The sequence below is a fragment of the Pseudoduganella sp. GW821-FHT11H04 genome, assembly GCF_058807935.1.
Genome location: NZ_JBXARE010000025.1, coordinates 12,396 through 36,314, shown reverse-complemented (window position 1 = coordinate 36,314; position 23,919 = coordinate 12,396). Strand labels below are relative to the sequence as shown.

Genomic DNA, 23,919 nt, shown 5'->3' with positions numbered 1-23,919 from the left:
AGCAAACGGACACGGGCTCAAGCGCTGCGCGCTTGAGCCCGTGTCCGTTTGCTCGACCTGACCCCGACTTTTTATTTGCTACGCTGGTCGCGGGGGAAGCGGAGGTGGTAGTGCAGGCCCATGCCGGGCGAGCTGACGACGTTCACGGTGCCGCCCAGCGGGCCGGTCACCAGGTTGTACAGGATGTGCGCGCCCAGGCCGCTGCCGCCTGAGCCGCGCTTAGTGGTGAAGAAGGGGTCGAACAGCTGCTGCAGCGTAGTTGCGTCCATGCCGGCGCCATCGTCGCTGTAGTCGAACAGTATGTGTTCGCCATCAAGCTTGCCGGTGATGCGGATGCTGCCCTTCTGCCCTTCTTCAAATCCGTGCACCAGCGAGTTCACCACCATATTGGTGACGATCTGCGAGACGGCGCCGGGGAAACTTTCGCAGTGGATGTCCGGCGGGCAGTCCACCTGCACGTTGATCGGCTTGCCCTTCAGCTTTGGCTGCAACGACAGTAGCACTTCATCGAGGTATTTGCGCAGGTTGAAGTGGCGGATATTGTCGGAGGACTGATCCACCGCCACTTGCTTGAAGCTGCGCACCAGCGCTGCGGCGCGCTGGGTGTTGGTGGTCATGATCTTCAGCGACTGGTCGACCGTGTCGAAGAACTGCTGCAAGCCGTCTTCGTCCAGGGCGCCGTCAGCCAGGTCGAGGCGGCACAGGCGCAGCTCTTCCACCAGGTGGCTGGTGGCGGTGACACAGATGCCGAGCGGGGTGTTTATTTCGTGTGCGACACCAGCTACAAGTCGGCCCAGTGAGGCCAGTTTTTCCTGGCGTACCAGTTCCGATTGGGCGGTCTGCAATTGCGTCAGCGCGGAAGCCAGCGCGGTGTTCTGCTCTTCCAGTTCGGCCTTGGCGCGGCGGATCGCCAGGTCGGAGCGCGTGCGCGCTATCGCGGCGGCGGTGTGGTTGGCGACGTAGGCCAGGATATCCAGCTCGGACTGAGTGTACGTCACCGATTCGTCGTAGCTTTGCACGATGATCACGCCCAAGGCCTCTTCGCCAACCGTCATCGGAGCGCCCATCCAGCTGGCGATGCCCTGGTTGCCGAGCGGTTCATTGATTTCGCCGCTGGCCATCAGCTCGGCGAACGCCGGGCCGTCCAGCAGCATGGGCTTGCGCTTCTTCAGCACGAAGGAGCTCATGCCGATGCCATACTCAAAGCGCTTGATCGGCGCTTCCCGGTCCTTCTCGTCGACGAAGTAGGGAATCGAGATTTCGTCGCGCTTGGGGTGGTATAGCGCGATCAGGAAGTTGCGGGCGGTGATCAGGCCACCGACGATTTCGTGCAGGCGGGCGTACAACTCACGGGCGTCCGATTCGGCCGAGGCGGAGGCGGACAGGCTGGCGATTTCGTACAGCGCGCGCTGCAGGCGCTCAGCCTTGCTGCGCTCCGCCACTTCGCGCTCCAGTTCCAGCGTGCGCTCGCGCACGGCGCGTTCCAGCCGGTCCATGCTTTGCAAGCCTTGCAGGGCGCTGGAGACGTGGTTGGCGATCTGCGCGAACAGGGCCTGGTCTTCTTCGCTGTACGTGTGCTCCTTGTCGTAGCTCTGGATCACCATGGCGCCGAGGACTTCATGGCTCTGGTCCAGCAGCGGGCAACCGATCCAGTGCTCGGCCACTGTGCCGATGCCGAATTCCTCGTTCTCGTCGCGGGCGCGCTGCTCGTCGCCCGTCATCACCAGGCGCTGCTTGTTGAGGATCACCCAGGCGGTCGGCGACTGGTCGGGCGTGGCCAGCTGCACCAGCTGGTCCCGGTAGGGATGGTCATCGACTTCATCGACGAAATAGACAAAGCGCACGGCATTGCCCGGGGCGTCGCGGTCGCTCAGTGCAACATAGAAGTTGGCGGCATACATGATGCGGCCCAGCGCCGCGTGCACGGATTGCAGGAAAACCGTGATATCGGTGCAGCTGTTGGACAGCTGTCCGATTTCCAGAAGGATTTCCTGGACGGCCTCCAGGCGGCGCAGACGGCTTTCCATCTTATTCCCAAGGTTACATGCGTCTGGGCAATATAGCAGGAGGCGCGCGGGCGGGCCAGAGGAAAACAAAGCCCGCGTTGTACGCGGGCCGTCTGGATTTAAAAGGTTTGTGCAATGTCAATGCAGCGACATGGCAGGCCGTCGCGGCGGCATGACCGGCGGGCCGAGCGGCGTAATGCGCGGGTCAATGGCCGGGTCTGGCGTTTGGTATTTGAAGGGATTGATGATGATTGGTGGAATCGTCGGTGGCGCGGATGGCGGGCCTTTCGGGCCGCCGCCGAACCAGGAAGTTGCGCTGCGCTGGCGCGGTTCGCTGTCGATTCCCAGGAGCAACGATTGGCTCCCGTCTCTTACTAGCCAAGCCATATTCCCCTCCATCTCAGAGATCGGATATTCAGTATAGGCAAAGAGTTAATGATTTCAAGCTGCGATTTGCGCTCTGGGCGCATCTTTTTCCATTCATCATTGCAATTCAACCGTTCATCGCAATCCGATGGCTGGCGCGCGGCGTGAGGCCTACAGTGACACCATGTTCAACGCCAAGAGGCCCATCATGAAAAAGGTAATTGCCCTGACCCTGCTGCTGCTGTTCTTCTGCACGATTGCAGCCTGGATTTCGATCGACGCCAACGACCTGGTAGTCACCGTGGGCGATTCGGACTTTGACGGCCCATTGGGCGCATTGCTGGGCACCGTGATCGCCGGCGGCGTGTTCGCCATTCTGGCCGTGGTGATGACCTTCGCGGCGGTACTGGTCGGCTTCATGATGGCTGGTGTCGGCGTGCTGGTGATCCTGACCCTGGCCCTGGCTGCCGTCGTGACCATGGCTGCCGTTTCGCCACTGTTGCTGCCACTGATGATCCCGTTCGGCATCTACTGGCTGATGAAGCGCCGCAGCCGCAAGCAACAAGCAGTTCCAGCCCTGGAACATGCCCCTGCATGATTGCCTGGGTCGGGTGCTAGAATGCAATTTTAGCAACTCACAAAATTGCATCCATGCGCCCGACTTTTCTGCTGGTCCCCATCGCTCTCGCAGTATCCGCTCCCGCCTTTGCCGACAAGCTCGATGACGCCATCCTGGCGGAAATGAAGCGCAGCCATACCCCCGGCATCTCCATCGCAGTCGTGAAAAACGGCAAGATCATCCGCGAACAAGGCTACGGCTTCGCCGACCTGGAAAACCAGGTCAAAGTGACGCCCGCCACCGTGTTCCAATCCGGCTCGGTCGGCAAGACCTTTACCGCTGCGCTGGTGATGCTGCTGGTGCAAGACGGCAAGCTGTCGCTGGACGATCCCATTTCCAAACACCTGGCCAACACGCCTAAGGCATGGGAGGGCATCACCATCCGCCACCTGCTGTCGCACACCTCCGGCCTGGGCGATCCTTACGCCAAACTTGACCTGACCAAGGATTACAGCGAAGAAGAACTGATTGCGTTGGAGGCGGAGATCCCGGTGCTGTTCGCCCCCGGCGAAAAATGGTCCTACTCGAATATGGGCTACCACTTGCTCGGCTTCATCTGCAACAAGGCAGGGGGCAAATTTTATGGCGACCAGCTGCATGACCGTATCTTCGCGCCGCTGGACATGGGCACGCGCATCATCAGTGAATCGGACATCATCCCGCACCGCGCGCGCGGCTACGAGCGCAAGGGCGGCCGGACCGTCAATCAATCCTGGGTGGCGCCGCGCCTGAACACCACGGCCGACGGCAGCTTGTACCTGACGGCGCGCGACCTGGCCAAGTGGGACCTGGCGCTGTACGGCGACAAGGTGCTGCCCGCCAGCGTGCGCCAGGCCAGCTGGACCCCGGCAAAGCTGAACGATGGCAGCGCCACCGAATACGGCTACGGCTGGAAGCTGTTTGAGCGCAATGGCCACAAGACCATCGCGCACAGCGGTTCCTGGCAAGGCTTCCGCGCGCAGCTGTACCGCTTTGTGGATGACAAGCTGTCGGTGGTGGTGCTGGCCAATTCCGCCTCGGCGCGTCCCAACAAGCTGGGCGACATCGTCGCGGCCCATTACCTGCCGGCGCTGGCCGTCGTGCCGAAGCCAGCCATCGAGGAAACCGAACCGGCGGTGGCCGAGCGTGTGCGCGCCATGTTCGCCAGCATTGCCGATGGCAAGCAGCCGGAGGGCCTGAGCGCCAAGGTGTCCGAGGCGCTTTCGCCCGAATTCATCGCGATGGTGTCGCAAGATTTGCGCGAATGGGGTCCGCTGCGCAAGGTGGAATTGTTGGCGCGCAGCGTCGACGGCGAAGTGCGCAACTACAGCTACCGCCTGAACTACACCAGCGGCACCCTGCTGGTCGAGATGAGCCTGGGCAAAGCCGACAAGGTTGATCAACTGCGCCTGCGCCCGGACTGATCAGCCTTCCACGCGATTGCGGCCGCCGCGCTTGGCGCGGTACAGGGCCTGGTCGGCCCGCACCAGGGCCGCGTCGCCGCTATGTTCGTCCGGCGCCAGGCTGGCGATACCGATACTGACCGTGATGGCGATGGTGCTGCCGTTGCGCCCCATGGGCGTATCGGCGATGCGCTGGCGCAGGCGTTCTGCGAAAGCACGCGCCGCATCCAGGTCGGCGCCAGGCAGCAGGATGGCGAATTCCTCGCCCCCCACGCGGCCCAGCATGTCGATCTTGCGCTGGGAGTCGCGCATCAAGCCTGCGAGATGCCGCAGCACGGCGTCGCCCCAATCGTGGCCGTGGGCGTCGTTGATGTCCTTGAAGTGGTCGATATCCAGCATCAGCACCGCCGCCCGGCCACCCACGTCGCGCTGCAAGCGAGCCTGTTCGTCTTCCAGTCTCGCCATGAATTCGCGCCGGTTCGGCAAACCGGTGAGGAAGTCTGTCGTCGCCAGCTGCACCAGTTCTTCGTTCATGCGCTTGCGTTCCGTGATGTCGAGTGTGGATAGGATGACGAAGTCCAACGCGTTTTCATGGCCCGGCATCACCAGCAGCGTCAGTTCATTCTGGCGCTCGACGCCATCCAGCCGCAGGAAGTTGCCCTCGCACTGGAATAGGTGGGCGCCCTCCTCCATCGCCAGCAACGCACGGCCGAATTCCTGCATGGCTGATGGAGCGAAGTTTTGCGCCAGGGTCAGGCGCCCCGCCTCCTTGTTGCCAGGATCAGCACCAACCTGGGCCAGCGCCGCCGCATTGACGTCGGTAATGCGCACCAGGCTCGCCAGCCGATGCAGGTGGCTCGGGTTGAATTGCAGCCATTGCGCGACGTCTTCCACGCCCGATTCAGCCAGCTCCAGCAAGGCTGCACGCACGGCCGACCAGTCCTGCTGCCACAGCGCCACCGGCGCATGGTCGTACAAGCTGCGAAAGCGCGCTTCGCCTACCCGCAGGGCTTCGGCGCCGCGCGCCTGCTCCACCGCGATGCCGACCAGGCTTGCGGCCTGGTCGAGCAAAGCCAGGTGGGCAACGCTGGGGCGCTGCGGTTCGCGGTGATAAATCGCGAAGGACCCGAGTACTTTGCCGTTGGCGCCATGCACCGGCTCCGACCAGCAGGCGCCCACGCCGGCCCGCAGCCCCAATTCGCGGTATGCCGCCCAGAGCGGATCGGTGCCGATGTCCTCCGAAATGACGCGGCTGTTGCTGGTGACGGCCTTGCCGCAGGAGCCGTTGCCAAAGCCGACCGGCAGGCCGTTGATGGCATCGTTGAAGAAGACGGGCAAGCTTGGTCCGGCAGCAACGAACAGGTGTTTCGCCTCCTCGTCCAGCAGCATCACACTGCAAATCATGCCGGGGTTGACGGCTTCGATGCCGCGCAACAGGCTGTCCAGCACCTCATGCTGCGGCGCTCCGGCAGCCAGCAATTCCAGCACCTGGTGGCGGCCCTCTTCGCGCCGCTCGTTCAGGGTGCGTTCGGTGATGTCGCGGAAAGACCAGAGCCGCGCCGCTTCGCTGCCCAGTTGTAAGGGACGCGTAGTCACTTCCAGCACCCGGCCGTCGCGCATCGGCAGCTGGCCATGGCTTTCCTCGTCAGCCGGCTCGTCGCGGGCGCAGGCGTGCAGGAAAGTATCCGGCTGCTCCAGTTGGCCGGCCATGTGCGCCAGCAGGATAGCGCCGTCGCTCTGCCAGTCCAACTGCTCCGGCACATTCCATAACTGCCGGAAGCGCCGATTGGAATTGAGGATGGCGCCGCGATAATTGTCGACCAGGATACCGTCCACCGTGGAATCGAGGATGCAGCGCAGCACCGCCTGGCTGCCCTGCGCGTGTTCGGCCATGGCCAACAAGGTCTCCTGCCCTTCGCGCAATTCATCGCCCATGCGGCTGCTGTGCTCCAGCGCGACACGCAGGCGCTGCCTGCTTTCAGCCAGAACGTAGGACAACAAGGCCAGCACGGCGCTTAGCATCAGGCCGCCGATGGCGATGGCGCGCGGCTTGTCCGACAATACACCGCCCGGCTTGGGAAGCGCACTGATTTGCAGCGTCCAGCGGCGCCCGGCAAGGCTCACGTGCTTGGCGGTGTGGTGGCGCTCCTGTTTTGCCGCGAAAGCCGGCGCGCTGTCGAACATGCGGCTCATTTCATTGGATTCGTCGCCGTCGTAGATTTCCACATCGAGGCCGCGCTGGGCATCGTGGCCCAGCGCGGCCATGACGTCGTCCATGCGGAACGGGGCGTAGACCCACCCCTTGGCGGCGCTGCGGCGCTGGATGACGGTGTAGCGGCCAACGCCGTTCTGGTAGACCGGCAGCGCAATGATGAAGCCCGCCTGCACCGGGGCGGAAGTCTCCTGCTTCAGCAGCAGCTTGCCGGTCATGGTTGGCAGGCCGGTATCGCGCGCCTGCTCGAAGGCGGCGCGGCGCACGGGTTCGGACAGGCCGTCATAGCCGAAGGCGCGCTGGTTGGCGCTGTCGAAGGGTTCGAGATAAACCACCGGCGCATACTGGCTGCGCTGGCCGGGCGGCGTCACCGAGTAATCGGGAAAGCCTTCCGCCTGCACCGTGGCGATATGGGAGGCCAGTTGCGGCCCTGGCACCAGGCGCATGAAGCCGATGCCCTGCATGCCGGGGAAGTTCTGGCTTAGCTCAAGGCGTTCGACGTAGGTATGGAATTCCTGGCGGTCGACAAAGTCGGAACTGGCGAACAAGCCCTGCACGCCATACAGGGCCTGGACGTAAGCCTGCATGCGCGCCGCGATATTGTTGACCAGTTCCCGGGCGCGGTATTCGAAGTCGGCCCGTGCATCACGCTCGGCATCGCCGCGCGCGCCCCACCACACACTGGCGGTGGCCGTCAGGCATAGCCCCGCCACCAGCCCCGCCAGCAGGCGAGGTTGGAGGAGGCTTTGTAAGGGGCTGGCTGGTGGCCTCTGCATACCACCATCTTAGTTGGTTTTCAGAGCAAAGTAGTTGCTCTATAGAAAATGTCAATCGGCGCTGGTAGCGCGATTGCCAGCCAGTGTGGACTGGTACAGGCGGTAGCCGCGCGCGCGCAGCTCGCAGGCCGGGCAAACACCGCAGCCATAGCCCCAATCGTGCAGCTCCCCGCGCTCGCCCTTGTAGCAGGTGTGGGTGTCGGAGCGGATCAGGTCCACCAGCGGCTGGCCGCCCATTTGCTCGGCTAGTTGCCAGGTTTGCGCCTTGTCCAGCCACATGAGCGGGGTTTCCAGCTTGTTGCGGGTGTCCATGCCGAGGTTGAGGGCAACCTGCAGGGCCTTCATGGTGTCGTCGCGGCAGTCCGGATAGCCGGAAAAATCGGTCTCGCACATGCCGCCCACCAGCACGGTCAGGCCGCGGCGATAGGCCAGCGTGGCTGCCACGGTCATGAACAGCAGGTTGCGGCCTGGGACGAAGGTGTTCGGCAAGCCGTTTTCCTGCATAACGATCTCGATGTCTTCGGTCATGGCCGTTTTCGACAATTCCGAGATCAGGCCCAGGTTGACCATATGGTCTTCGCCAAGGCGCTCGGCCCATTCCGGCTTGAGGGTGCGCATTTTCTCCAGCACGCGCGGGCGCACGGTCAGTTCGATCGCATGGCGCTGGCCATAATCGAAGCCGATGGTTTCAACGCGCGGGTAACGCTCCAGGGCCCATGCAAGGCAGGTGGTCGAGTCCTGTCCACCGCTGAACAGGACCAGTGCGGCGTCGTTAGTCAGCATCACTATACTTTCGTCTGGATTTTCTAGGGGTACGACAATTATGCTGCTGATCCGGTAACATTCGGTTTCGACTTCCAGATCACAGACCACGAATTTTGGCACAAACCGGCACAAAAGTATTGAAGGGCCTTGTAGTGGGCGCCGCCGCCCTGCTGCTGCCCATACTGGCGGCTGCCCAGGACTGGCAATACAAGGTGCGCATCAATGCACCGCGCGCGCTCGAGTCGCTCCTCGAAGACAACCTGGACCTGGTGCGCTACCGGACGAACTCGCGCATGGACCGCGACCAGCTGCAGCGCATGCTGCGTTCCGCGCCGGAGCAGATCAAGACGCTGGTGGCCACTGCCGGTTACTACTCGCCGGAAGTCAATATCCGCCTGGACGAAAGCGATACCCCGACGGTCCTGGTGGACGTGGTGCCGGGCGATCCCGTATTGGTGGGGGAAGTAGAGATCACGCTGGAGGGCTTCGCGTCGACGTCGGCTACACCTTTCGACCAAGCCGCGCTGAAAGCCGGCTGGAACTTGCCCACCGGCGCGGTATTCCGCCAGGATGAGTGGGAAAAGGCCAAGCGCGACATCCTGCGCGCCCTGGTGCAGACCCGCTACCCGCGGGCGCAGATGACGGCCAGCGAGGCGGTGGTCGATCCCGATACGCGGCGCGCGCTGCTGCATGTGACGCTCGACAGCGGGCCGGAGATGCGTTTCGGCGAATTGAAGATCGAGGGCTTGCGGCGCTATCCGGAATCGGTGGTGAGCAACCTGAATCCGATCAAGCCGGGCGACTATTACAGCGAGGCGGCGCTACAGGCTTACCAGGGCAAGCTGCAGGACACGGGCTACTTCGCCAATGTCGAAGTGAGCGCCGACTTGTCGTCCGTGGTGGGCGAGCAGATCGAGGCCGCGCAGGACAAGGCGGAAGGCGTGCCGCAGCCGGCGACCATGGCGCCGCTGCCCTTGCTGGTACGGGTGGTGGAAAACAAGCGCAAGAACGCCAGCGTGGGTATCGGTTTCAGCACCAATACCGGCGCACGTACTTCGGCCACTTATGATGACCTCAACGTGTTCGGGCTGAAGATGAAAAGCGCGCTGACGCTGGAGACCAAGCGCCAGGCCGCGCGCAGCGATTTCTACTTCCCGACCACGGCGGATGGCTACAACGACAGCTTCGGCGCGCAGCTTGAACGCAAAGATATCGAGGGCGAGATCACGCGCACCGCCTCCGTCGCGGCCAAGCGTGCCTGGGGTACGCCGCTGCTGGAGCGCAGCATCTCGCTCGAATACCTGAACGAGACCAAGACCGTGAACCGGGTGGTGTCGTCGCACAGCCAGTCCTTGCCGCTCACCTATGCCGCCACCTGGCGCAAAGTGGATAACCTGGTATTCCCGACCAAGGGCTATGTGATCAACGCCACGTTCGGCGGTGCGCTGCTGCCGGTGCTGACGGACGAGAAATTCATCCGCGCCACGGCGCGCGGCATCACTTACCGCCCGCTAAACGCCAAATCCACCGTCATCCTGCGCGCGGAACTGGGGGCGCTGGCTTCGGCGCACCAGGATGGGGTGCCGACCACCTACCTGTTCCGAGCCGGCGGCGATAACTCGGTACGCGGCTACGCCTACCAGGAGCTGGGCGTACAGCAGGGCGACGCAACGGTGGGCGGCCGCTACCTGGCCACGGCCAGCGCGGAGTACCAGTACTGGTTCAAGCCGACCTGGGGCGGGGCCGTGTTCTACGACATCGGCAATGCGGCCAACTCGCTTGGCGGCCTGCATCCCAAGTCCGGTTACGGCCTTGGCGCGCGCTACAAGAGCCCCGTCGGGCCGATCAACGTCGACGTTGCGTATGGCCATGCCACGCGCAAGGTACGGCTGCATTTCTCGCTGGGGTTCACGTTCTGATGGATAAGCCACGTCAGCCACCCGTCGCGCCAGGATCGCCGCCTGCCGACGCACCGGTACCGCCCCGAGGCCGGAAATGGCTGCGCCGCACGCTGATCGGCGGCGGCGCGGCGCTGGCTGTCCTCGGCGGCTCGGTTTGGCTGCTAGGGCGCGAAACTACGCTGCAGCAGATCGTGGCGCAGATCGCCCGTTCAAGCGGCGGTTCAATCATGGTGACGGGCGTCAGTGGCTCGCTGTATGGCCGCATGCACATCGGCCACGTCACCTACCGCGACGAAACGAGCGTGCTTACGCTCGACAACATCGATATCAACTGGTCGCCGCTGCAGTACTTCAGCGACGGCGTGGCGATCAGCGAGCTGTATGTAGCGCAGGCCGAATCGCGCGCTACCGGACCGTCCAAGCCCGCCGTGATGCCCGCTTCGATCACGCCGCCATTCCGGCTGAATATCAGCGATGGGCGCATCAGTGCCTTGTCGATCGTCGGCCAGGATGGTAGCCGCACCGAACTGCGCGCCATCAAGCTTCAGCTGAAAGGCGATGGCGAGCGTTGGCAGTTGAATGACGCCAGCGCAGAAACGCCTATCGGCGCTCTCGCCGCCAGCGCAGAAATATCCACGCTGCTCCCCTACAAGCTAAGCGCCACCGCGGCCCTCGCACCGATGCCGCCGGCGACGGCCGCGAAGGCGCCCGATCCCGACCTGATCCAGCGCAGCGCGACGCGGCTGGAAGTCTTCGCCAGCGGCGACCTGGCGCAACTGAAGCTGGACGTCAAAGGCAAATCAAACTATGCCAACGGCGATGGCACCCTGATGCTGGCGCCCTTCGACACCCTGCCCCTGCGCAGCATCCGCCTGCAAGCGCGGGAAGTCGATCCATCGCGCTTCGATCCAGCCTGGCCGAAAGCCGCAATCGACCTCGCGCTGGAAGCCGCCATCAACGGCGACAAGCTGTCCGGCAAACTGGCGGCAACGAACCGCAGTGCGCCCGGTCCGCTCGACCAGCAAAAACTGCCCCTGCACAGCGCCGCCGCGCAACTGGGCGGCACGCTGGACAACGCCACGCTGAGCAGCCTGCTGATCGATCTCGGCGAAGCAGGCAAATTTACCGGCAGCGGCGCCCTGCACCGCCAGCCGAAAGACGGCAGGATCGACACCGCCAGCCTGCGCCTGCACACCGACCGCCTCGACCTGCGCGGCTTGCACGGCGCCGCCATCCGCACCACCATCGCCGGCGACATCAGCGCCGAGACCAAGGGCAAACAGCACACGCTGCGCGCCGCCCTCGGCGAAGGCAAACTGCGCCTGGACGCCCACGCCACGCTGCAGGACCTGCTGCTGACGGTACAGCAAGCCCGCCTGAGCGCCGGCCAGGGCAGCATTTCCGCTACCGCCCAGGCTAGCCTGAAGGACGATAAAGCCTTCAAGGCCAGCGCCACGGTCAAGCGTTTCGATCCATCTGCGCTGGGCGCTTTCCCTGCAGCCGACCTGAACGCCGAATTGCAGGCCAACGGCAAATTGGCCCCGAACTGGCACGCGAACGCCGAAGCCACCATACAGCCAAGCAAGTTGCTGGGACAGCCGCTGTCCGGCAGCATCAAGCTGGCCGCCGATGCCCAGCACATTTCCGGTATCGACGCCCGCCTCGCCTTCGCCCGCAATAACGCCACTGCGAAAGGTGCTTTCGGCGCTGCCAGCGACAAGCTTGAATGGCAGCTCGACGCCGCCCAGCTCTCCGCAATCAACCCGCAGTTGCAAGGCAGCGCCATCGCCAGCGGCATCCTGGCCGGCGGTTACCAAGCGCCGCGCACCAGCTTCAATGCCGAAGCGCGCGGGTTGGCCTACATGCCGCCCGCTAGCGGCAGTGGACAGCGCAATCCAGGGCAGCAGGCCAGCGCCGATAGCCTGATCCGCGCCAGCGGCGAAGCGGCCCTCTTCGGTGCAATGGACGTCAAGCTGTCCGGCAGCGCAACTCGCGTCAACCCCGCCAACTTCGGCGCACCGGTGACGGGCAACGTCAACGCCGAATACAGCGCCACCTTGCGCGCCAGCGCCGACTGGCTGGCCAACGCCGACATCCGCCTGCAACCGGCATCCACGCTCGGCAACGCCGCACTGAGCGGCTATGCAAAATTCGCCGCCGCCCCCGGCCGTGTGCAAGACAGCGACATCGACCTGCACCTCGGCCCCAACCTCTTGCAAGCCAAAGGTTCCTTCGGCAAACCGCAAGACCGCATCGACTGGAAGCTCGACGCGCCTCAACTGGCCGTACTGGGCCGCGAGTGGTCCGGCAACCTGCGCGGCAGCGGCTACGCAAGCGGCGGCAGCAGCGGTGGCCGCAGCGGCAAGGGCAGCACGCTGCCAACCCTCAACGCCACACTGGAAGGCGGCCACCTGCGCTTGCCCGGCCAGCGCGAAATCTCCACCATCAAAGGCAGTGCCACTATCGGCGCCGCCTTCGCCCCGGACGACCCGCTGCAAGCCGACCTGGCAATCGCCGGCCTGAGCATCCCCGGCATCCAGCTTGACCGCCTGCGCCTGCAATCCAGCGGCACCGCGGGCAACCACACGGTGCAACTGACCGCAGCCAACCCCGACTTCGACGCTGGCGCCAAACTGCACGGCAGCTTCGCCGCCGACAGCTGGAGCGGCAGCATCGATGCACTGCAAAACAAAGGCCGCTTCGCACTCGCCCTGCACGCGCCGGCATCGCTGCGCATCACCGGCCGCAAAGGCGAAGGCGTAGCAGGCCTGGCGCACCCGGAGCAGCTCGCACTGGGCAGCGCCACCATCAACATGCCCGAAGGCAGCCTGCGCATCGACACGCTGGAAAAGGACGGCCTGCGCTGGCGCAGCAAAGGCAGCGCCGCCGGCGTCAATGCCGGCTACCTCGCCCAGTTGTCCGACACCTGGCGCCGCAACGTCGCCAGCACCATGACGCTGGGCGGCGACTGGTCGCTTGACCTCGCAGCGCCGGCAGCGAAAGGCTCCGCGCCGGCGCTGGACGGCTACCTGCACGTGTTCCGCGAAAAAGGCGACATCACCATTACGGGCGGTGAGCGCCCAGTCCCACTTGGCCTGAAATTGCTCGATACCCGCCTGACCGTAGCCGGCGACCAGTTGCGCGTCGAGGGCGAACTGGCGGGCGACCGCGCCGGCAATGCGCGCCTGGAAGCCAGCGCCCAGCTGCGCGATGGCCGTATCCCATCCGACAGCCCACTCACCTTCGGCGCCAGCGCCAGCCTGCCCTCCATCGCCTGGCTGTCGCCGCTGCTCGGCGTGCAAGGCATGGAGCTGGGCGGCGCTTTGCGCGCCAGCGCTTCCGGCCACGGCACGATTGCCAATCCATTGCTGGATGGTGAAGTGGTCGGCGAGCAGCTGGTCATCAACTGGGCCGAGCAAGGCATCCGCCTGCGCAACGGCGAGCTGCAAGCCAAGGTCGCCGGCGACCAGCTGCAACTGAACCGCCTGCGCTTCGAAGGTACCGACGGCAACGCGCAGGCCGAAGGCTGGCTGCGGCTTGCGAATGGCGACATGACGATGGACCTCAAACTGGCCGCCGACAAGCTGCAAGTATTCAACCGCCCCGACCGCACCCTGGTCCTGAGCGGCAACAGCACCCTGGTGCGCGATGCCAAGCGCTTTGAACTCAACGGCAAATTCAAAGCCAATCGCGCGACCATCGAACTGCCATCGCTCGACACCCCGACAATCAGCGACGATGTGGTGATCCTCGGCCGCGAAAAACCAAAAGCCCCCGCATCCAGCGGCCAGTCTTTGAATGTCGACGTCGAAGCAGACCTGGGCGACGACTTCACCCTGCGCGGCAAAGGCCTGGACGCGCAACTGGCCGGCTCGGTGCGGGTGCGCATGGCCGACCGTCGGCCACCACGCGTGAACGGCAGCATCCGCGTCGTCAGCGGCACCTACGCCGCCTACGGCCAGCGACTGGCGATCGAGCGCGGCGTTCTCAATTTCACCGGCGCCTACGACAACCCTAGCCTGAACATCCGCGCCGTGCGCAAGCGCCCCGAAGGCGAAGAGCTGAGCGAAACCAATGTGGAAGCCGGCGTGGAAGTGCGCGGAACGGCCTTGGCGCCGGCCGCCAAACTGGTCTCCAACCCATCGGTACCAGACAGCGAAAAGCTGGCCTGGATGGTGCTAGGCCACGGCACTGCCGACATGGCGGGCAACGAAATGAGCCTGCTCGGCACTGCAGCCGGCGCCCTGCTGGGCGGCAGCGGCGGTCCAAGCCTGGCCAACCGGGTCGGTCTGGATGAACTGGGGGTGAGCCAGGCCAAGGGGCTGGAAAGCACCGTGGTTACGGTCGGCAAGAAGCTCTCGTCGCGCGCCTATATCAGCTTCGAGCAAGGCGCAGGCAGCGCCACCAGCCTGGTCAAGCTGCGCTACAAGGTCAACACGCGCGTGACGCTGCAGGTGCAGACTGGCACCAACAACGCACTGGACGTGCTTTACAACTGGGCTTTCGACTGACCGGGCGGCGCCAGCTCAGGATTATGGTTGGGCACTGGCTCGTCTTGAGGAACGGGATTATGCGGGCTATGCGGATGCACCGGCTCGGGGTGCGGCTGGGACTCATCGACAGGCACCGGTAAGTCCGGCGCCCGGTGGGCGTGGATAGGGTGTTTTTCCATGGCAGGCACTCCCGAAAGCGAGATCACGAAGGAGTATTCTACGCCTCCGGTTAAAATCCTTCTTTTTCCACGAATTGCGCGACCCAATGCAACTGACCGTCACTACCGTCGTCCTGCTCATCCTCGTCCCGATGCTGATCTGGCGCACCTACTCGCGCCTGAAGCTGGTGTTCCGCCGCCAGGAATCGGTCGCGTGGCGGCACTGGGTCGCAGCTGCCGGCCTGCCTATCCTGCTGCTGGCTGCAGCACAGTCGATGCTGGCCAATTTGCCTGCCCTGTCGATGATGGCCGCCGCCGTGATTACCGGCGCCTGGCTTGCAGTCTTCGCTCTCAAGAAGACCCGCTTCGAAAACACGGGCCTCAAGCTGTATTTCACGCCGCCGAGCCGCACCGCCATCCTGGTATGCATGCTTTTCGCCGCCCGCGTGCTGCAGATTGGCGTTGAGTTCTACGTCAACCGCCAATCCGAGCAACCGAAAATCATCAATCAGCTCGAGGTGATGCAGCACCCGCTGACCGTGATCCCCTTCGGCTTGCTGATCGGCTACCTCACCGCCTACTCCATCGGCCTCCTGCGCTGGCGCATGGCTCAGACCAAATCCGACAACGCTCTCTGAACTGTCGGGAAGCGAAAGGTAAAGCCGCTGGCGAGAAGACGCGTGGGGGCGATGGCGGCGCCTTCCAGCATTAGGTCTGATTGTTCGCCTAGCAGCAAACGCACCGGCCATGCTGGCGTTGGCGTCAGGCAGGGACGGTGCAGTGCGGTGGCGGCGGCTTTGGCGAAATCCAGCTGCGTAGGGTGCTCCGGCGCCGTGAAGTTCCAGGCGCCATCGGCTTGCGCACCCAACCGCCATATGTGCGCCATCGCGGCCAACAGGTCGTGAAGGTGGATCCATGAATTGCGCTGGCGCCCTGTTCCCATCCGGCCGCCGAATCCAAGCCTGAACGGCAGCAGCATCCCCGCCAACGCGCCGCCGTGGCCGAAGACAACGCCGAAGCGCGTCAGCGCGACTGGCACGCCGTATTCACGTGCGCGGCTGGCGGCAGCCTCCCATTCCTGACAAAGCTTCGACATGAAGATGGCCTGCGGTGGGCTGGCTTCGTTCAGCACCTGTGCGCTGTCTTGTGGCTGGATGCCGTAGTAGCCAATTGCCGAGGCGTTGATCATCAGGCGCGGTTTGCGTGCTGCGGTCGCAATCCAGTCCACCACGCCTTTTGTGAGCCCGGCACGGCTGCCACGCAGCACGGCTTTGCGGTGCTCGCTCCAGCGCCAGCCGAGGATGCGGGCGCCGGCCAGGTTGATGATCACGTCGATGCTTTCCGTCGGAGGCAAATCAGCCATGTTGGACACGGCGCGCACTGCGCCGCCAAATTCCCAAGCCGCCTTACGCGGTTCACGCGAGAGCACGATGACGCGGTGGCCGCTGGCCAGCAAAGCCGGCACCAGCGAGTGGCCGATAAAGCCGGTGGCGCCGGTAACCAACACGGTCTGCGGTGCACCGTCAAAGCGCACCGGGCCCGCAACGGCGGCGGCTGGCAAGGCTCGCGATGCAAACGCATCGCGCATGCCGGACAAGAACACCCCGACGCCGCACAAGGCGAGGAACACGCTGAGCCAACCTTGCGGTGCGTACTGGAAGCCGGTCGGAGCGGCCAGCGCTTCCTTCGCACCCAGCACCAACAGGCAAATGAATGCGCCGCCGTTAATTGCCAGCACCGTATGGGTCACGCGTTCGGTTGCGGGCAGAAGGCGCGTCTGGTCCTCCACTACGAAGTCCCACAGCGTGAGAACAATCTCGATGCCGAACAGTCCAAGCAGCGCCCACATCCAGGCGCCCTGCCACACCCATGCCGACAGCCCGACGAACAACACGCCATAGATTGAAGCGCGTATTGCATGGATGGCAAGCTCGCGCCGCGCGGTGGCGCGCTGCGGCAGGGCCTCGGTCAGTTCATGGTGATAGATGGTGTCGAATGCGCCAAGACAGCCTTGCGCCGCCATCAGCTGCAGCGCGAGCAAGTGCGTGTTCATGCTGCCTCCTGACGCGCTGGCTGCCGCTCTTGGAACACGCCGGCCTGCACGAATGTGGTGCCGAACAGGGCGTGGCGGATTTCGATGCGGATGTTGAAGCGGTTAGGCGCTTCGTTGCAATGGCGCAGGTAGGTCTTACCTGGCGTGAGCAGGCCAGGCAGCGGAACGCGCCATCCCAGGAGGTCCCAGAAATAACCGTCGCTGGTGAAGTGCAGGTTACCTTCCGCGACATGCAGCTTGAGTTTCATGCCGAGGCCCAGCCCCACGTATTCCAGCACTTCGCCACGCTCGCCTTCCGCCATGTAGGAGGTGAACCGGATCGGCTTGCGGCCATTCAGCATGTAGATGCGCTGCTTGTAGATGTGCGGCGAGCCATCCTTGCCGTAGACCTGGATGTCGACCGGGAAATCGCTGTCATCGTATGGAATCAGTGCGCCCTGGATGAAGGGTTTGCTGATGAAGCCAATCAGCTTGCCGACCGGCGAAGCGCGCAGCTCGGACAAGGTTCCGTAGTACTGCAGCGGCTTGCCGGGCATCGGATTCTTGGCGAAACGGTGCTGGATATCGGGATGAAGCTTGTTCCATTCGCCGCCAAGGACTTTGCGGAACAACTCTCCTTCGCCGACTACCGGTGCAGCGCCGGCGCCGGCACGCTTGGCAGAGTCGATCCGGTACAGGCGCCATGCGGCGGGGAGCAGCAGTACCAGCGTGGCGAGGTCGATCCAGACGTTGGGCCAGACGCTGGCGCGCAGGGACACCATCATGTCTTGCGGTCCCCACAGCAGCAGGCCGGCGGCGATCCACAGCCATGCGGCGGGTTCGCGGCGCTGGTCGCCGAACCACACCAAGGCCAGCATCCACAGGCCGACACATTGGACGGTCGGGCCGAACAGCGCCAGCCACCATGCTTGCACGGGACGCGTAGCCGGGGCGCCGAGCCAGGCGCGGTACCAGTCCAGGGCGGCGATATTGGCGACCCATGGCAGCGCCAGGCCGACCACGAGATGGGCGATGGCGCTGGCATACATCCAGCGCACGAGCCATTTACGTTCCATGATGGTCTCCAAAGTAGATCTTGCAGGTAGCGCCGTCGCAGGCCTTATGCGCTTTGCCAAGGCCGATCCACCGCGATACGCGATAGCGGTTGCGAGCCAGGCTGCGGTAGGCCGATGCGAGCATGGGGCGCAACATGCGCACGCGCAGCGGCCAGACCAGCCATGCGCGTCCCGCCAGCGTGTAGGCTTCGAGAATGGCGTCGGTGCCAACCAGCATGTCGCCATCGGCGCGGAGGCCGTGCAGTTCGGTGTTCATGGCTTCCAGCGTGACGCCCAGGGGGGCGGGATCGAAGCCTGGAATCGACATGTCGACGAAGGCCAGTCGGCCGGCGCGGTCCCAACGCCGCAGGCGATGCATTTCGCGGCTGCACAGCGGACAGGCGCTATCAAAATACAAAGTCAGCGCGGTCATCTTGCTACTCCTTGTTTGATAAATACAACAGTTCGTGAACCAACGCGGCGACACGATTAACAACCTTGCGCTGGCTCAAATCAACGCTTTCAGAATGAATATTTGTTGATTTGTGTTATTTTTCATTTATTTCTGTCGTTACAGAAATTAAAGACCAAATTTTGGATGATGTCAATTACCTAAAGGTCGTGTATTCTAAAATCACACAAAAATGATTGCCATGAGGAAATATTCTTATGACGACTTACAATAAGACCGACAAGGGCCGTGAGGAGATCACGGCGCGCACTCACGGATTGCAGTCCCGTATGCGTACCCTGCTGGTAATGATTGATGGCCGCCACCCAATGGAAGAGTTGTTGCCGAAAGTGACCGGACTCGGGCTGGATGCCAGCGCCGTGCAGGAACTGCTGGCACTAGGTTTCATCGAAGAAGGCGAAGCACCGCCTCCACCGCAAGCTGTTCCGGTTCCGCCAACCGAACAGGAACTCGCTGCGCAGTATCAACAAGCGCACGACTTTTATACGCGTACGATCGAGCCGACTTTGGGCTTGCGTGGACAAGTCCTGCAAGCCAAGCTCGAAGCTGCACAAACGCTGGAAGATTTGAAAGCGATGCGGATCACCTTCTTCGAGATGGTGAACCGCATTCGTGGACGGCCAGTGGCACTAGCCTTGAAGAAGGAGCTCGACGCCATCCTCGGCGCCTGCTCCAAAGAAGCGGCTTAATCAACTTAAAACCGTGGGGTCAGGCACGCCACGAGACATGGCTGCGCCATGACTCGCGACATGCCAGCCCCCTACGCTGCGGCGGCCTGGCGCCGTTGCAGCACGAAGATCGGCTGCGCCCACTGGGTATCCTTCTTTTTCTTGCTCGTGATGAGCGTGAGGTCGGAAGGATCGTAGACGTCCGTGTTGTGGGTCAGCGGCGTCGTCATCAGGTACTGCGCATCGGTGTTCTTCAGGAACTCGCCGACCAGCTGGATGTTGCGGATGTCCAGGTGGGCGAACGGTTCGTCGATGAACACGAAGCCGCCGGAACCATCTTCCGACTTCAGCAAACCAATCAACAGCACCAGCGATTTCATCACCTGCTGGCCGCCGGACGCTTCGCCGTCGTTCAGGCCGATCGGACCCTTGCCGTCGAACTTGAAGCGCACCTGCAGGCCCGCTTGCGACAGCAGCAGGTCGTCGTTCTCCAGTTTGACCGGCTCGACGTGCACGTCGATGTTGGCCAGGGCACCCAGTTCCTTGATGTTCGACGAGTAGGACTTGATCGTGTAGCGCAGGCGCTCGATGTAGGCGCCGCGCGCATTGGCGGTCGCTTCGATCGCGCGGTTGTTCTGGTAGCGGCGTTCTTCGGTTTCGGATTTGCGGTTCGACAGCTGCTCGTTCAAGCGCGCGTACTGGTCGATCACGGTCGCATCCAGCTCCCAGTCGTCGCGCGCCAGCGAGGATTGCAGGCTGGCGATACGCAGGTCGACCTGGTGCGCGTTCTGGTGCTGCTGCACGAGCGCCAGGCGGCGCGCAGGACGGCGCCACGCGCCCGGCAGGTGGCGCCATTGGCGGCGCAGCGCCAGCATGGCGCGTGCGTGGTCGGAGCGCTGTTCCATCTGGCGCTTGAAGTTCAGGCGCATGCCGGCTTCCGCTTCGGACAGCGACATGCGGGCGCCTTGCCACGAAGTGTCGGCTTTGGTGCGCGCCACAGTGGCGTTCTTCATCAGGCCTTGCAGCTCGCCCAGGCGGGAACCCACTTCCAGGCGCTCGGCGCGCAGCGGCACGGCGGTGCGTGCGGCTTCATCGAATTCCTCGGTACGGGCGGACAGCTCCTTCACTGCATCCACGCCGGCCAGGCGCGATTTGAGCGCTGAGGTCTCGGAGGCCAGCTTGGAAATCTGCAGCGTGTACTTGTCTTCCTCTGCTTCCAGGTTCGGCAGGTTCTTCTGGATTGCATCCATACGCGAAGTCTTACCTGCCGAGCCGAAGCGGTAGCGCGATGCTTCCACGAACAGCGAGCGGCCACCGCGGCGTTCCTTGTGGTAGGCCTCTGGCGTGATCCATTCTTCGATATTGCCCAGCTTTGCGCCGTCCTCCACCGACTCCACGCGGGTGATGCGCGACAGCTGGTCGATCAGCCATTCCGGCGCCAGGCCGCTGAACTTCACCACCGACAGCAGGCTTTGATTCTTAGGCTCGTGGGCCTTCACGCAATCGGGCACGATGAAGTGGCGATAGCGTTCTTTTTCCGCCAGGCGGTAGGCCGAGGAAGCATCGGACGAGCGCTCCAACAGCACCACGGAGGCGTAGCCGCCCAGCACACCTTCCACTGCGCCCTGCCACTTCGGATCGGTCACTTCGACGATATCCGACAGCATGGCGTGCGGGATGCCCGCGTCGTTCAGCGCACGGCGCATGGCGCGCACATTGTCCGGCTCCGGCATGGCGGCCTTGCCCGACAGCGCGTTGATAGTGGCCTTATCCTGTGCGATGCGGTTGGACACGGCGTCGCGCTGCGAGCGCAGCTTCAGCAGCTCGCTTTCCTTGGCTTCCAGCTGCGCAGCGGCATCGGCCACGTCGGCGCCGGATTCTGCGGCCAGCTTCTGCAGGCGGGACTTCTGTTCGGCCAGCGATTCCAGCGGCTTCAGTTTGCCGTTGATGAGGTTCAGGCGCGAAGTCAGCGCGGTCTGCTCCTGCTCCAGCAGGGTTTCCTGCTGCTGCGCGTCCTGCAGGGCCTTGGCCTGCTTGGCTACTTCGCCGCGCTTGTCTGCCAGCAGCTGGTCGGCTTGCGCCAGGGGCTTGCGCGCTTCGCGCAGCTGGCGGCTGACGTTGGCGGACTTCTCGCGCGCCTCGTGGTATTCCAGCGATGGCAGCACTTCTTCCTGCAGGTTGCGGCGTTCCTTGTGCAGCGTTTCCCACTGGTGGTAGTTGGCTACGCGCAGGCGCAAGCCTTCCAGGTTGGTCTTGGAACCTTCCAGTTCGGCCTCGAAGCGCTTCAGTTCTTCTTCGGTGTCGCGCTGGTGGCGCTTCGCCTCGTCGTAGGCATCCAGCACTTCCTTGTCGCCGAACACCTGGAACACCAGGTCCAGCAACTGGCGCGGCGCGTATTCGCACAGCTTGTCGGTTTCGCCCTGCTCCAGCGCCAGCACTTTGGACATGGCTTGCGACAGGCCGGCGTTGGCCAGGCGCTTACGGTAGTTCTCAACGCCGAGCCAGTCATTGGCTTCGGTGACTTCTTCGATGTCCACGTTACCGGGACGCATCAGGTACTGGCGCTTCCAGTCGCCGCCGTTTTTCTGTACCTGGCAGAACAGGGTTACTTCATCTTCGGCGAAGAAGCCACTGCTGCGGAACGGACGGTTGGACAGCTGCTTGCCTTGCGGCTTGTTGTCCACCACGGCGCGCAGCCAGGCGGTCTGCTGGCCGCTGTGGCGGGCGTAATGCTTGTAGGTACGGCCCATCGAGCAATCGAGGCCGAACAGCGTGCGCAGCGCGTCCAGCAAGGTAGTCTTGCCGGAACCGTTCTGGCCCGCGATGGTGATGATCTTTGCATCCAGCGGAATGTTCTTGATGCGCTGCCAGTAGTCCCAGTGGACCAGCTCAAGGGATTTGATTTGGAACATCGATTATTCTTCCGTTGGAGTTTCTTCGTTGGCCGCAGGCGTCGGCTCGGCGTCGTTGGCGGCGGCCAGCACTTCGCGCGGGATGTGCACGATCTGCGCCGGGGCGCGCTTGAACACGTCGGCCAGGGCGCCGTTGATGATGCGCTCTTTCAGCAGGTCGGTATCCATCAGCAAGTCCAGCAGCGGGCCTTCTACGATGATCTCGCCACGGCGCTCGATGAAACCAAGCTTGCCCAGAATGCCGAGGTTCATGTCCATGCGGGTCTTCTTGCCAAGCTTGTCGCCGAAGTCGGCCAGCAGGGCCTTGTAAGGGATGCCGATGGAAGTATCTTCCGCGCGCGGCACGGGCTTGTCGTTACCGAACATATCGTTCTGGTCGTCGTCCGCCGCCTGGTGGGTTTCCTGACGCTCGCGCTTGGGCAGGATGATCAGTGCCCACAGCACGACCAGCAAGGCCACCCCGTCGCGCGCCAAGCCGAAATTATTGTTCTGCCAGGTGTCGCGCGCGCCGAACACCTTCGGTTCGATATTGCGGTGCAGGGCCAGGGTCACATGGTCGGCATAGACGTTATCCAGCAGCTTCATGCCGCAGGCAGCCAGGCGCGCATCGACATCGGCGCGGAACAATTCGTCCGACAGGGCGCGCTTGATCATCTTGTCGTCGCGGCGCAGGGTCTGGTGCGCGATCAGGCGCGCGATCAGGATTTGGGAATCGTCACTCATCGGACTTGCCGCTTTCTTTCTTGTCTAATTCGAGGGTCAGCGCGGCCAGGGACATGGCGGCGATCTCCAGGTCCGGCAGCTGCACCATTTCATCCTGCGGCGCGAAGCGCACCGGCAGGCGCGCCAGGTCGGCGGTAGTACCCTGCATCGAAGCTTCGGCTTCATCGCCCAGCAGCGGCAACATGGAAGCGCGGTAGGACGCCAGGGCGAAGGACGCAGGCAGCAGCGCTTCATGCACTTTCACTTCGCGCGGCGACTCTTCGGCCACGGACGGGAAGTTGTTCAGCTGCGCGAAGTCGGACAGGCGGGCCAGCCAGTCGTCCAGTTCCTTCTGCATCGCAGGGCTGTCGTTGATCGTGGTCGGCGCATCCTGGCCGGTAGGCAGGCTATTGAGCCCATTGTTATTAGCACGTTCTGTCATTAATTCTGTCTCGGCGACGTCGATCATCTCGGCAGGCGTGATGAACAGCGGTTTCACCGGTTGGTCGATGGCGTCCAGCGCCAGCGAGGAAAGGTCCTCGTGCGCCAGCAGCCAGCGTTTGATATCGGTAGTGGAAAGTCCGGACTGACCCAGGTGCACGCGCTGGCGCTCGATCTGGTTCAGCGCGCGCGAGAACATGCCCTGCATATTCAGCAGCTGCGACTGGGCGCGGCCGATCGCCTGCGCCGCGCGGTGGGTGGCGCTATCCGCATTTTCGTCGGTAGTAATGGCACGCAGGATCTCGGAGCCCTTTTCAACCCAATCGCAGGCCTGGTGCCACTTTGCCTGCGATTCGCGCAGGCGGAATTCGGAACCGGACGCGATGGCGTCGCGGAATTCTTCGGTCAGGTCGACCAAGCGGCCCAGCAAGTGCTGCAACTGCTCGGTGGTGACGCCGCCTACGGCTTGGGCGCCGGCGACCTGCGACAGCAGGAAGCCCATTTCGGCATCGTCGTCAGGCGCGGCCAGGGCCAGCAGGCTGTCGATGGAAGCCAGCACATTGCGCGCCATCGGCGTGACACGGTAGACGGACTGCTGCGCATCCCAGGCCAGCAAGCCGTTGGAGCGCAGGCGGTTCAGCACCGTTTCCAGGCTCTCCGGCAGCAGGTAGGCCAGGCGCGTGTTGATATCGGCGCGCGAAAACGCAGACGAAGTTGTGTCATTGGCAAGTTCGCGCAAGACGAGCAGGCGCACCAGCACCCCCTCGAAGCCGCCGTGGAACAAGGCCGTAAACACCTGCAGCAGCGGCTGGGCGCGCTTCAGGTGATAGACCTGCTCGATCTCATCGGCGGAAATGTGGGGCTGGAAGTGGGCCTGCAGGACATCCTGCTGCTCTTGCTCAGTCGGGTTGGTGTCGGCCAGGGCCGCACTTGCCATTAAGTCAATCATTACACTCCAT

The 23,919-nt window shown here is 63.6% G+C and carries 17 protein-coding genes; 6 read left to right on the top strand and 11 right to left on the bottom strand.

What is annotated here, in order from left to right; genetic code table 11:
* Window positions 1-71: 71 nt before the first annotated feature.
* Together AC1RTP_RS28040 and AC1RTP_RS28035 are read right to left on the bottom strand one after the other, a co-directional pair.
* Window positions 72-2,027 carry a GAF domain-containing sensor histidine kinase gene (locus tag AC1RTP_RS28040; protein ID WP_498611933.1) on the bottom strand — a complete coding sequence of 652 codons (1,956 nt, stop codon included), beginning with the start codon at window positions 2,025-2,027 and terminating at the stop codon, window positions 72-74.
* Between the two features lie 117 nt (window positions 2,028-2,144).
* Window positions 2,145-2,360 carry a hypothetical protein gene (locus AC1RTP_RS28035; RefSeq protein WP_498611932.1) on the bottom strand — a complete coding sequence of 72 codons (216 nt, stop codon included), beginning with the start codon at window positions 2,358-2,360 and terminating at the stop codon, window positions 2,145-2,147.
* A gap of 220 nt (window positions 2,361-2,580) precedes the next feature.
* Here AC1RTP_RS28035 and AC1RTP_RS28030 point away from each other — a divergent pair, with 220 nt between their 5' ends.
* Window positions 2,581-2,970, top strand: a complete 390-nt coding sequence (locus tag AC1RTP_RS28030; RefSeq protein WP_498611931.1) for a hypothetical protein — start codon at window positions 2,581-2,583, stop codon at window positions 2,968-2,970.
* Window positions 2,971-3,023: 53 nt separating this feature from the next.
* A complete protein-coding gene (locus AC1RTP_RS28025; RefSeq protein WP_498611930.1) occupies window positions 3,024-4,394 on the top strand; it encodes a serine hydrolase domain-containing protein in 1,371 nt (456 codons plus the stop codon).
* Here the strand turns inward: AC1RTP_RS28025 and AC1RTP_RS28020 are convergent, their stop codons facing one another.
* A complete protein-coding gene (locus AC1RTP_RS28020; RefSeq protein WP_498611929.1) occupies window positions 4,395-7,361 on the bottom strand; it encodes a CHASE domain-containing protein in 2,967 nt (988 codons plus the stop codon). It lies immediately after the preceding gene.
* 51 nt (window positions 7,362-7,412) lie between these two features.
* Window positions 7,413-8,144: a 7-cyano-7-deazaguanine synthase QueC gene (gene queC, locus AC1RTP_RS28015; protein ID WP_498611928.1), complete on the bottom strand. Its 732-nt coding sequence runs from the start codon at window positions 8,142-8,144 to the stop codon at window positions 7,413-7,415.
* A 119-nt stretch (window positions 8,145-8,263) separates the two neighbouring features.
* On the opposite strand from queC, the gene AC1RTP_RS28010 reads away from it, so the two are divergent.
* Together AC1RTP_RS28010 and AC1RTP_RS28005 are read left to right on the top strand one after the other, a co-directional pair.
* A complete protein-coding gene (locus AC1RTP_RS28010) occupies window positions 8,264-10,045 on the top strand; it encodes an autotransporter assembly complex protein TamA (RefSeq protein ID WP_498611927.1) in 1,782 nt (593 codons plus the stop codon).
* Window positions 10,045-14,538 (top strand): translocation/assembly module TamB domain-containing protein, encoded by a 4,494-nt coding sequence (locus AC1RTP_RS28005; protein WP_498611926.1) that lies wholly within the window; start codon window positions 10,045-10,047, stop codon window positions 14,536-14,538. Before AC1RTP_RS28010 ends, AC1RTP_RS28005 begins: the two co-directional genes overlap by 1 nt.
* On the opposite strand, the gene AC1RTP_RS28000 is transcribed toward AC1RTP_RS28005, so the two are convergent.
* Window positions 14,517-14,699: a hypothetical protein gene (locus AC1RTP_RS28000; protein ID WP_498611925.1), complete on the bottom strand. Its 183-nt coding sequence runs from the start codon at window positions 14,697-14,699 to the stop codon at window positions 14,517-14,519. The two genes, AC1RTP_RS28005 and AC1RTP_RS28000, sit on opposite strands and share 22 nt — an antisense overlap.
* Window positions 14,700-14,785: 86 nt before the next feature.
* Between AC1RTP_RS28000 and AC1RTP_RS27995 the strand changes: the two genes are divergently transcribed.
* Entirely contained in the window at window positions 14,786-15,316 is a 531-nt protein-coding gene (locus AC1RTP_RS27995) for a CcdC protein domain-containing protein (RefSeq protein WP_498611924.1), read from the top strand.
* Here the strand turns inward: AC1RTP_RS27995 and AC1RTP_RS27990 are convergent.
* From AC1RTP_RS27990 to AC1RTP_RS27980, 3 genes are read right to left on the bottom strand one after another with little or no spacing between them, the layout of a single operon-like run.
* Window positions 15,289-16,731, bottom strand: coding sequence for a TIGR01777 family oxidoreductase (locus AC1RTP_RS27990; protein WP_498611923.1), 1,443 nt, complete (start codon window positions 16,729-16,731; stop codon window positions 15,289-15,291). The two genes, AC1RTP_RS27995 and AC1RTP_RS27990, sit on opposite strands and share 28 nt — an antisense overlap.
* Entirely contained in the window at window positions 16,728-17,786 is a 1,059-nt protein-coding gene (locus tag AC1RTP_RS27985; protein ID WP_498611922.1) for a DUF4166 domain-containing protein, read from the bottom strand. The genes AC1RTP_RS27990 and AC1RTP_RS27985 overlap by 4 nt, the downstream gene beginning before the upstream one ends.
* Window positions 17,776-18,198, bottom strand: a complete 423-nt coding sequence (locus AC1RTP_RS27980; RefSeq protein WP_498611921.1) for a thiol-disulfide oxidoreductase DCC family protein — start codon at window positions 18,196-18,198, stop codon at window positions 17,776-17,778. The genes AC1RTP_RS27985 and AC1RTP_RS27980 overlap by 11 nt, the downstream gene beginning before the upstream one ends.
* A 236-nt stretch (window positions 18,199-18,434) precedes the next feature.
* Between AC1RTP_RS27980 and AC1RTP_RS27975 the strand changes: the two genes are divergently transcribed.
* Window positions 18,435-18,926, top strand: coding sequence for a hypothetical protein (locus tag AC1RTP_RS27975; RefSeq protein ID WP_498611920.1), 492 nt, complete (start codon window positions 18,435-18,437; stop codon window positions 18,924-18,926).
* A 71-nt stretch (window positions 18,927-18,997) separates the two neighbouring features.
* Here the strand turns inward: AC1RTP_RS27975 and AC1RTP_RS27970 are convergent, their stop codons facing one another.
* From AC1RTP_RS27970 to AC1RTP_RS27960, 3 genes are read right to left on the bottom strand one after another with little or no spacing between them, the layout of a single operon-like run.
* Window positions 18,998-21,817, bottom strand: a complete 2,820-nt coding sequence (locus AC1RTP_RS27970) for an ATP-binding protein (protein WP_498611919.1) — start codon at window positions 21,815-21,817, stop codon at window positions 18,998-19,000.
* A 3-nt stretch (window positions 21,818-21,820) separates the two neighbouring features.
* Window positions 21,821-22,540, bottom strand: coding sequence for a hypothetical protein (locus AC1RTP_RS27965; protein WP_498611918.1), 720 nt, complete (start codon window positions 22,538-22,540; stop codon window positions 21,821-21,823).
* The gene (locus AC1RTP_RS27960) at window positions 22,533-23,909 is read right to left on the bottom strand and encodes a hypothetical protein (protein ID WP_498611917.1); all 1,377 of its coding nucleotides are present in this window, start codon (window positions 23,907-23,909) and stop codon (window positions 22,533-22,535) included. Before AC1RTP_RS27960 ends, AC1RTP_RS27965 begins: the two co-directional genes overlap by 8 nt.
* Window positions 23,910-23,919: the final 10 nt, after the last annotated feature.

What these genes read in the sequence shown, in the direction of transcription:
- AC1RTP_RS28040 (WP_498611933.1), bottom strand. Translation starts at nt 2,027, where the DNA reads ATGGAAAGCCGTCTGCGCCGCCTGGAGGCCGTCCAGGAAATCCTTCTG.
- AC1RTP_RS28030 (WP_498611931.1), top strand. Translation starts at nt 2,581, where the DNA reads ATGAAAAAGGTAATTGCCCTGACCCTGCTGCTGCTGTTCTTCTGCACG.
- AC1RTP_RS28025 (WP_498611930.1), top strand. Translation starts at nt 3,024, where the DNA reads ATGCGCCCGACTTTTCTGCTGGTCCCCATCGCTCTCGCAGTATCCGCT.
- AC1RTP_RS28020 (WP_498611929.1), bottom strand. Translation starts at nt 7,361, where the DNA reads ATGCAGAGGCCACCAGCCAGCCCCTTACAAAGCCTCCTCCAACCTCGC.
- queC (WP_498611928.1), bottom strand. Translation starts at nt 8,144, where the DNA reads ATGCTGACTAACGACGCCGCACTGGTCCTGTTCAGCGGTGGACAGGAC.
- AC1RTP_RS28005 (WP_498611926.1), top strand. Translation starts at nt 10,045, where the DNA reads ATGGATAAGCCACGTCAGCCACCCGTCGCGCCAGGATCGCCGCCTGCC.
- AC1RTP_RS28000 (WP_498611925.1), bottom strand. Translation starts at nt 14,699, where the DNA reads ATGGAAAAACACCCTATCCACGCCCACCGGGCGCCGGACTTACCGGTG.
- AC1RTP_RS27995 (WP_498611924.1), top strand. Translation starts at nt 14,786, where the DNA reads ATGCAACTGACCGTCACTACCGTCGTCCTGCTCATCCTCGTCCCGATG.
- AC1RTP_RS27990 (WP_498611923.1), bottom strand. Translation starts at nt 16,731, where the DNA reads ATGAACACGCACTTGCTCGCGCTGCAGCTGATGGCGGCGCAAGGCTGT.
- AC1RTP_RS27985 (WP_498611922.1), bottom strand. Translation starts at nt 17,786, where the DNA reads ATGGAACGTAAATGGCTCGTGCGCTGGATGTATGCCAGCGCCATCGCC.
- AC1RTP_RS27980 (WP_498611921.1), bottom strand. Translation starts at nt 18,198, where the DNA reads ATGACCGCGCTGACTTTGTATTTTGATAGCGCCTGTCCGCTGTGCAGC.
- AC1RTP_RS27975 (WP_498611920.1), top strand. Translation starts at nt 18,435, where the DNA reads ATGACGACTTACAATAAGACCGACAAGGGCCGTGAGGAGATCACGGCG.
- AC1RTP_RS27970 (WP_498611919.1), bottom strand. Translation starts at nt 21,817, where the DNA reads ATGTTCCAAATCAAATCCCTTGAGCTGGTCCACTGGGACTACTGGCAG.
- AC1RTP_RS27965 (WP_498611918.1), bottom strand. Translation starts at nt 22,540, where the DNA reads ATGAGTGACGATTCCCAAATCCTGATCGCGCGCCTGATCGCGCACCAG.
- AC1RTP_RS27960 (WP_498611917.1), bottom strand. Translation starts at nt 23,909, where the DNA reads ATGATTGACTTAATGGCAAGTGCGGCCCTGGCCGACACCAACCCGACT.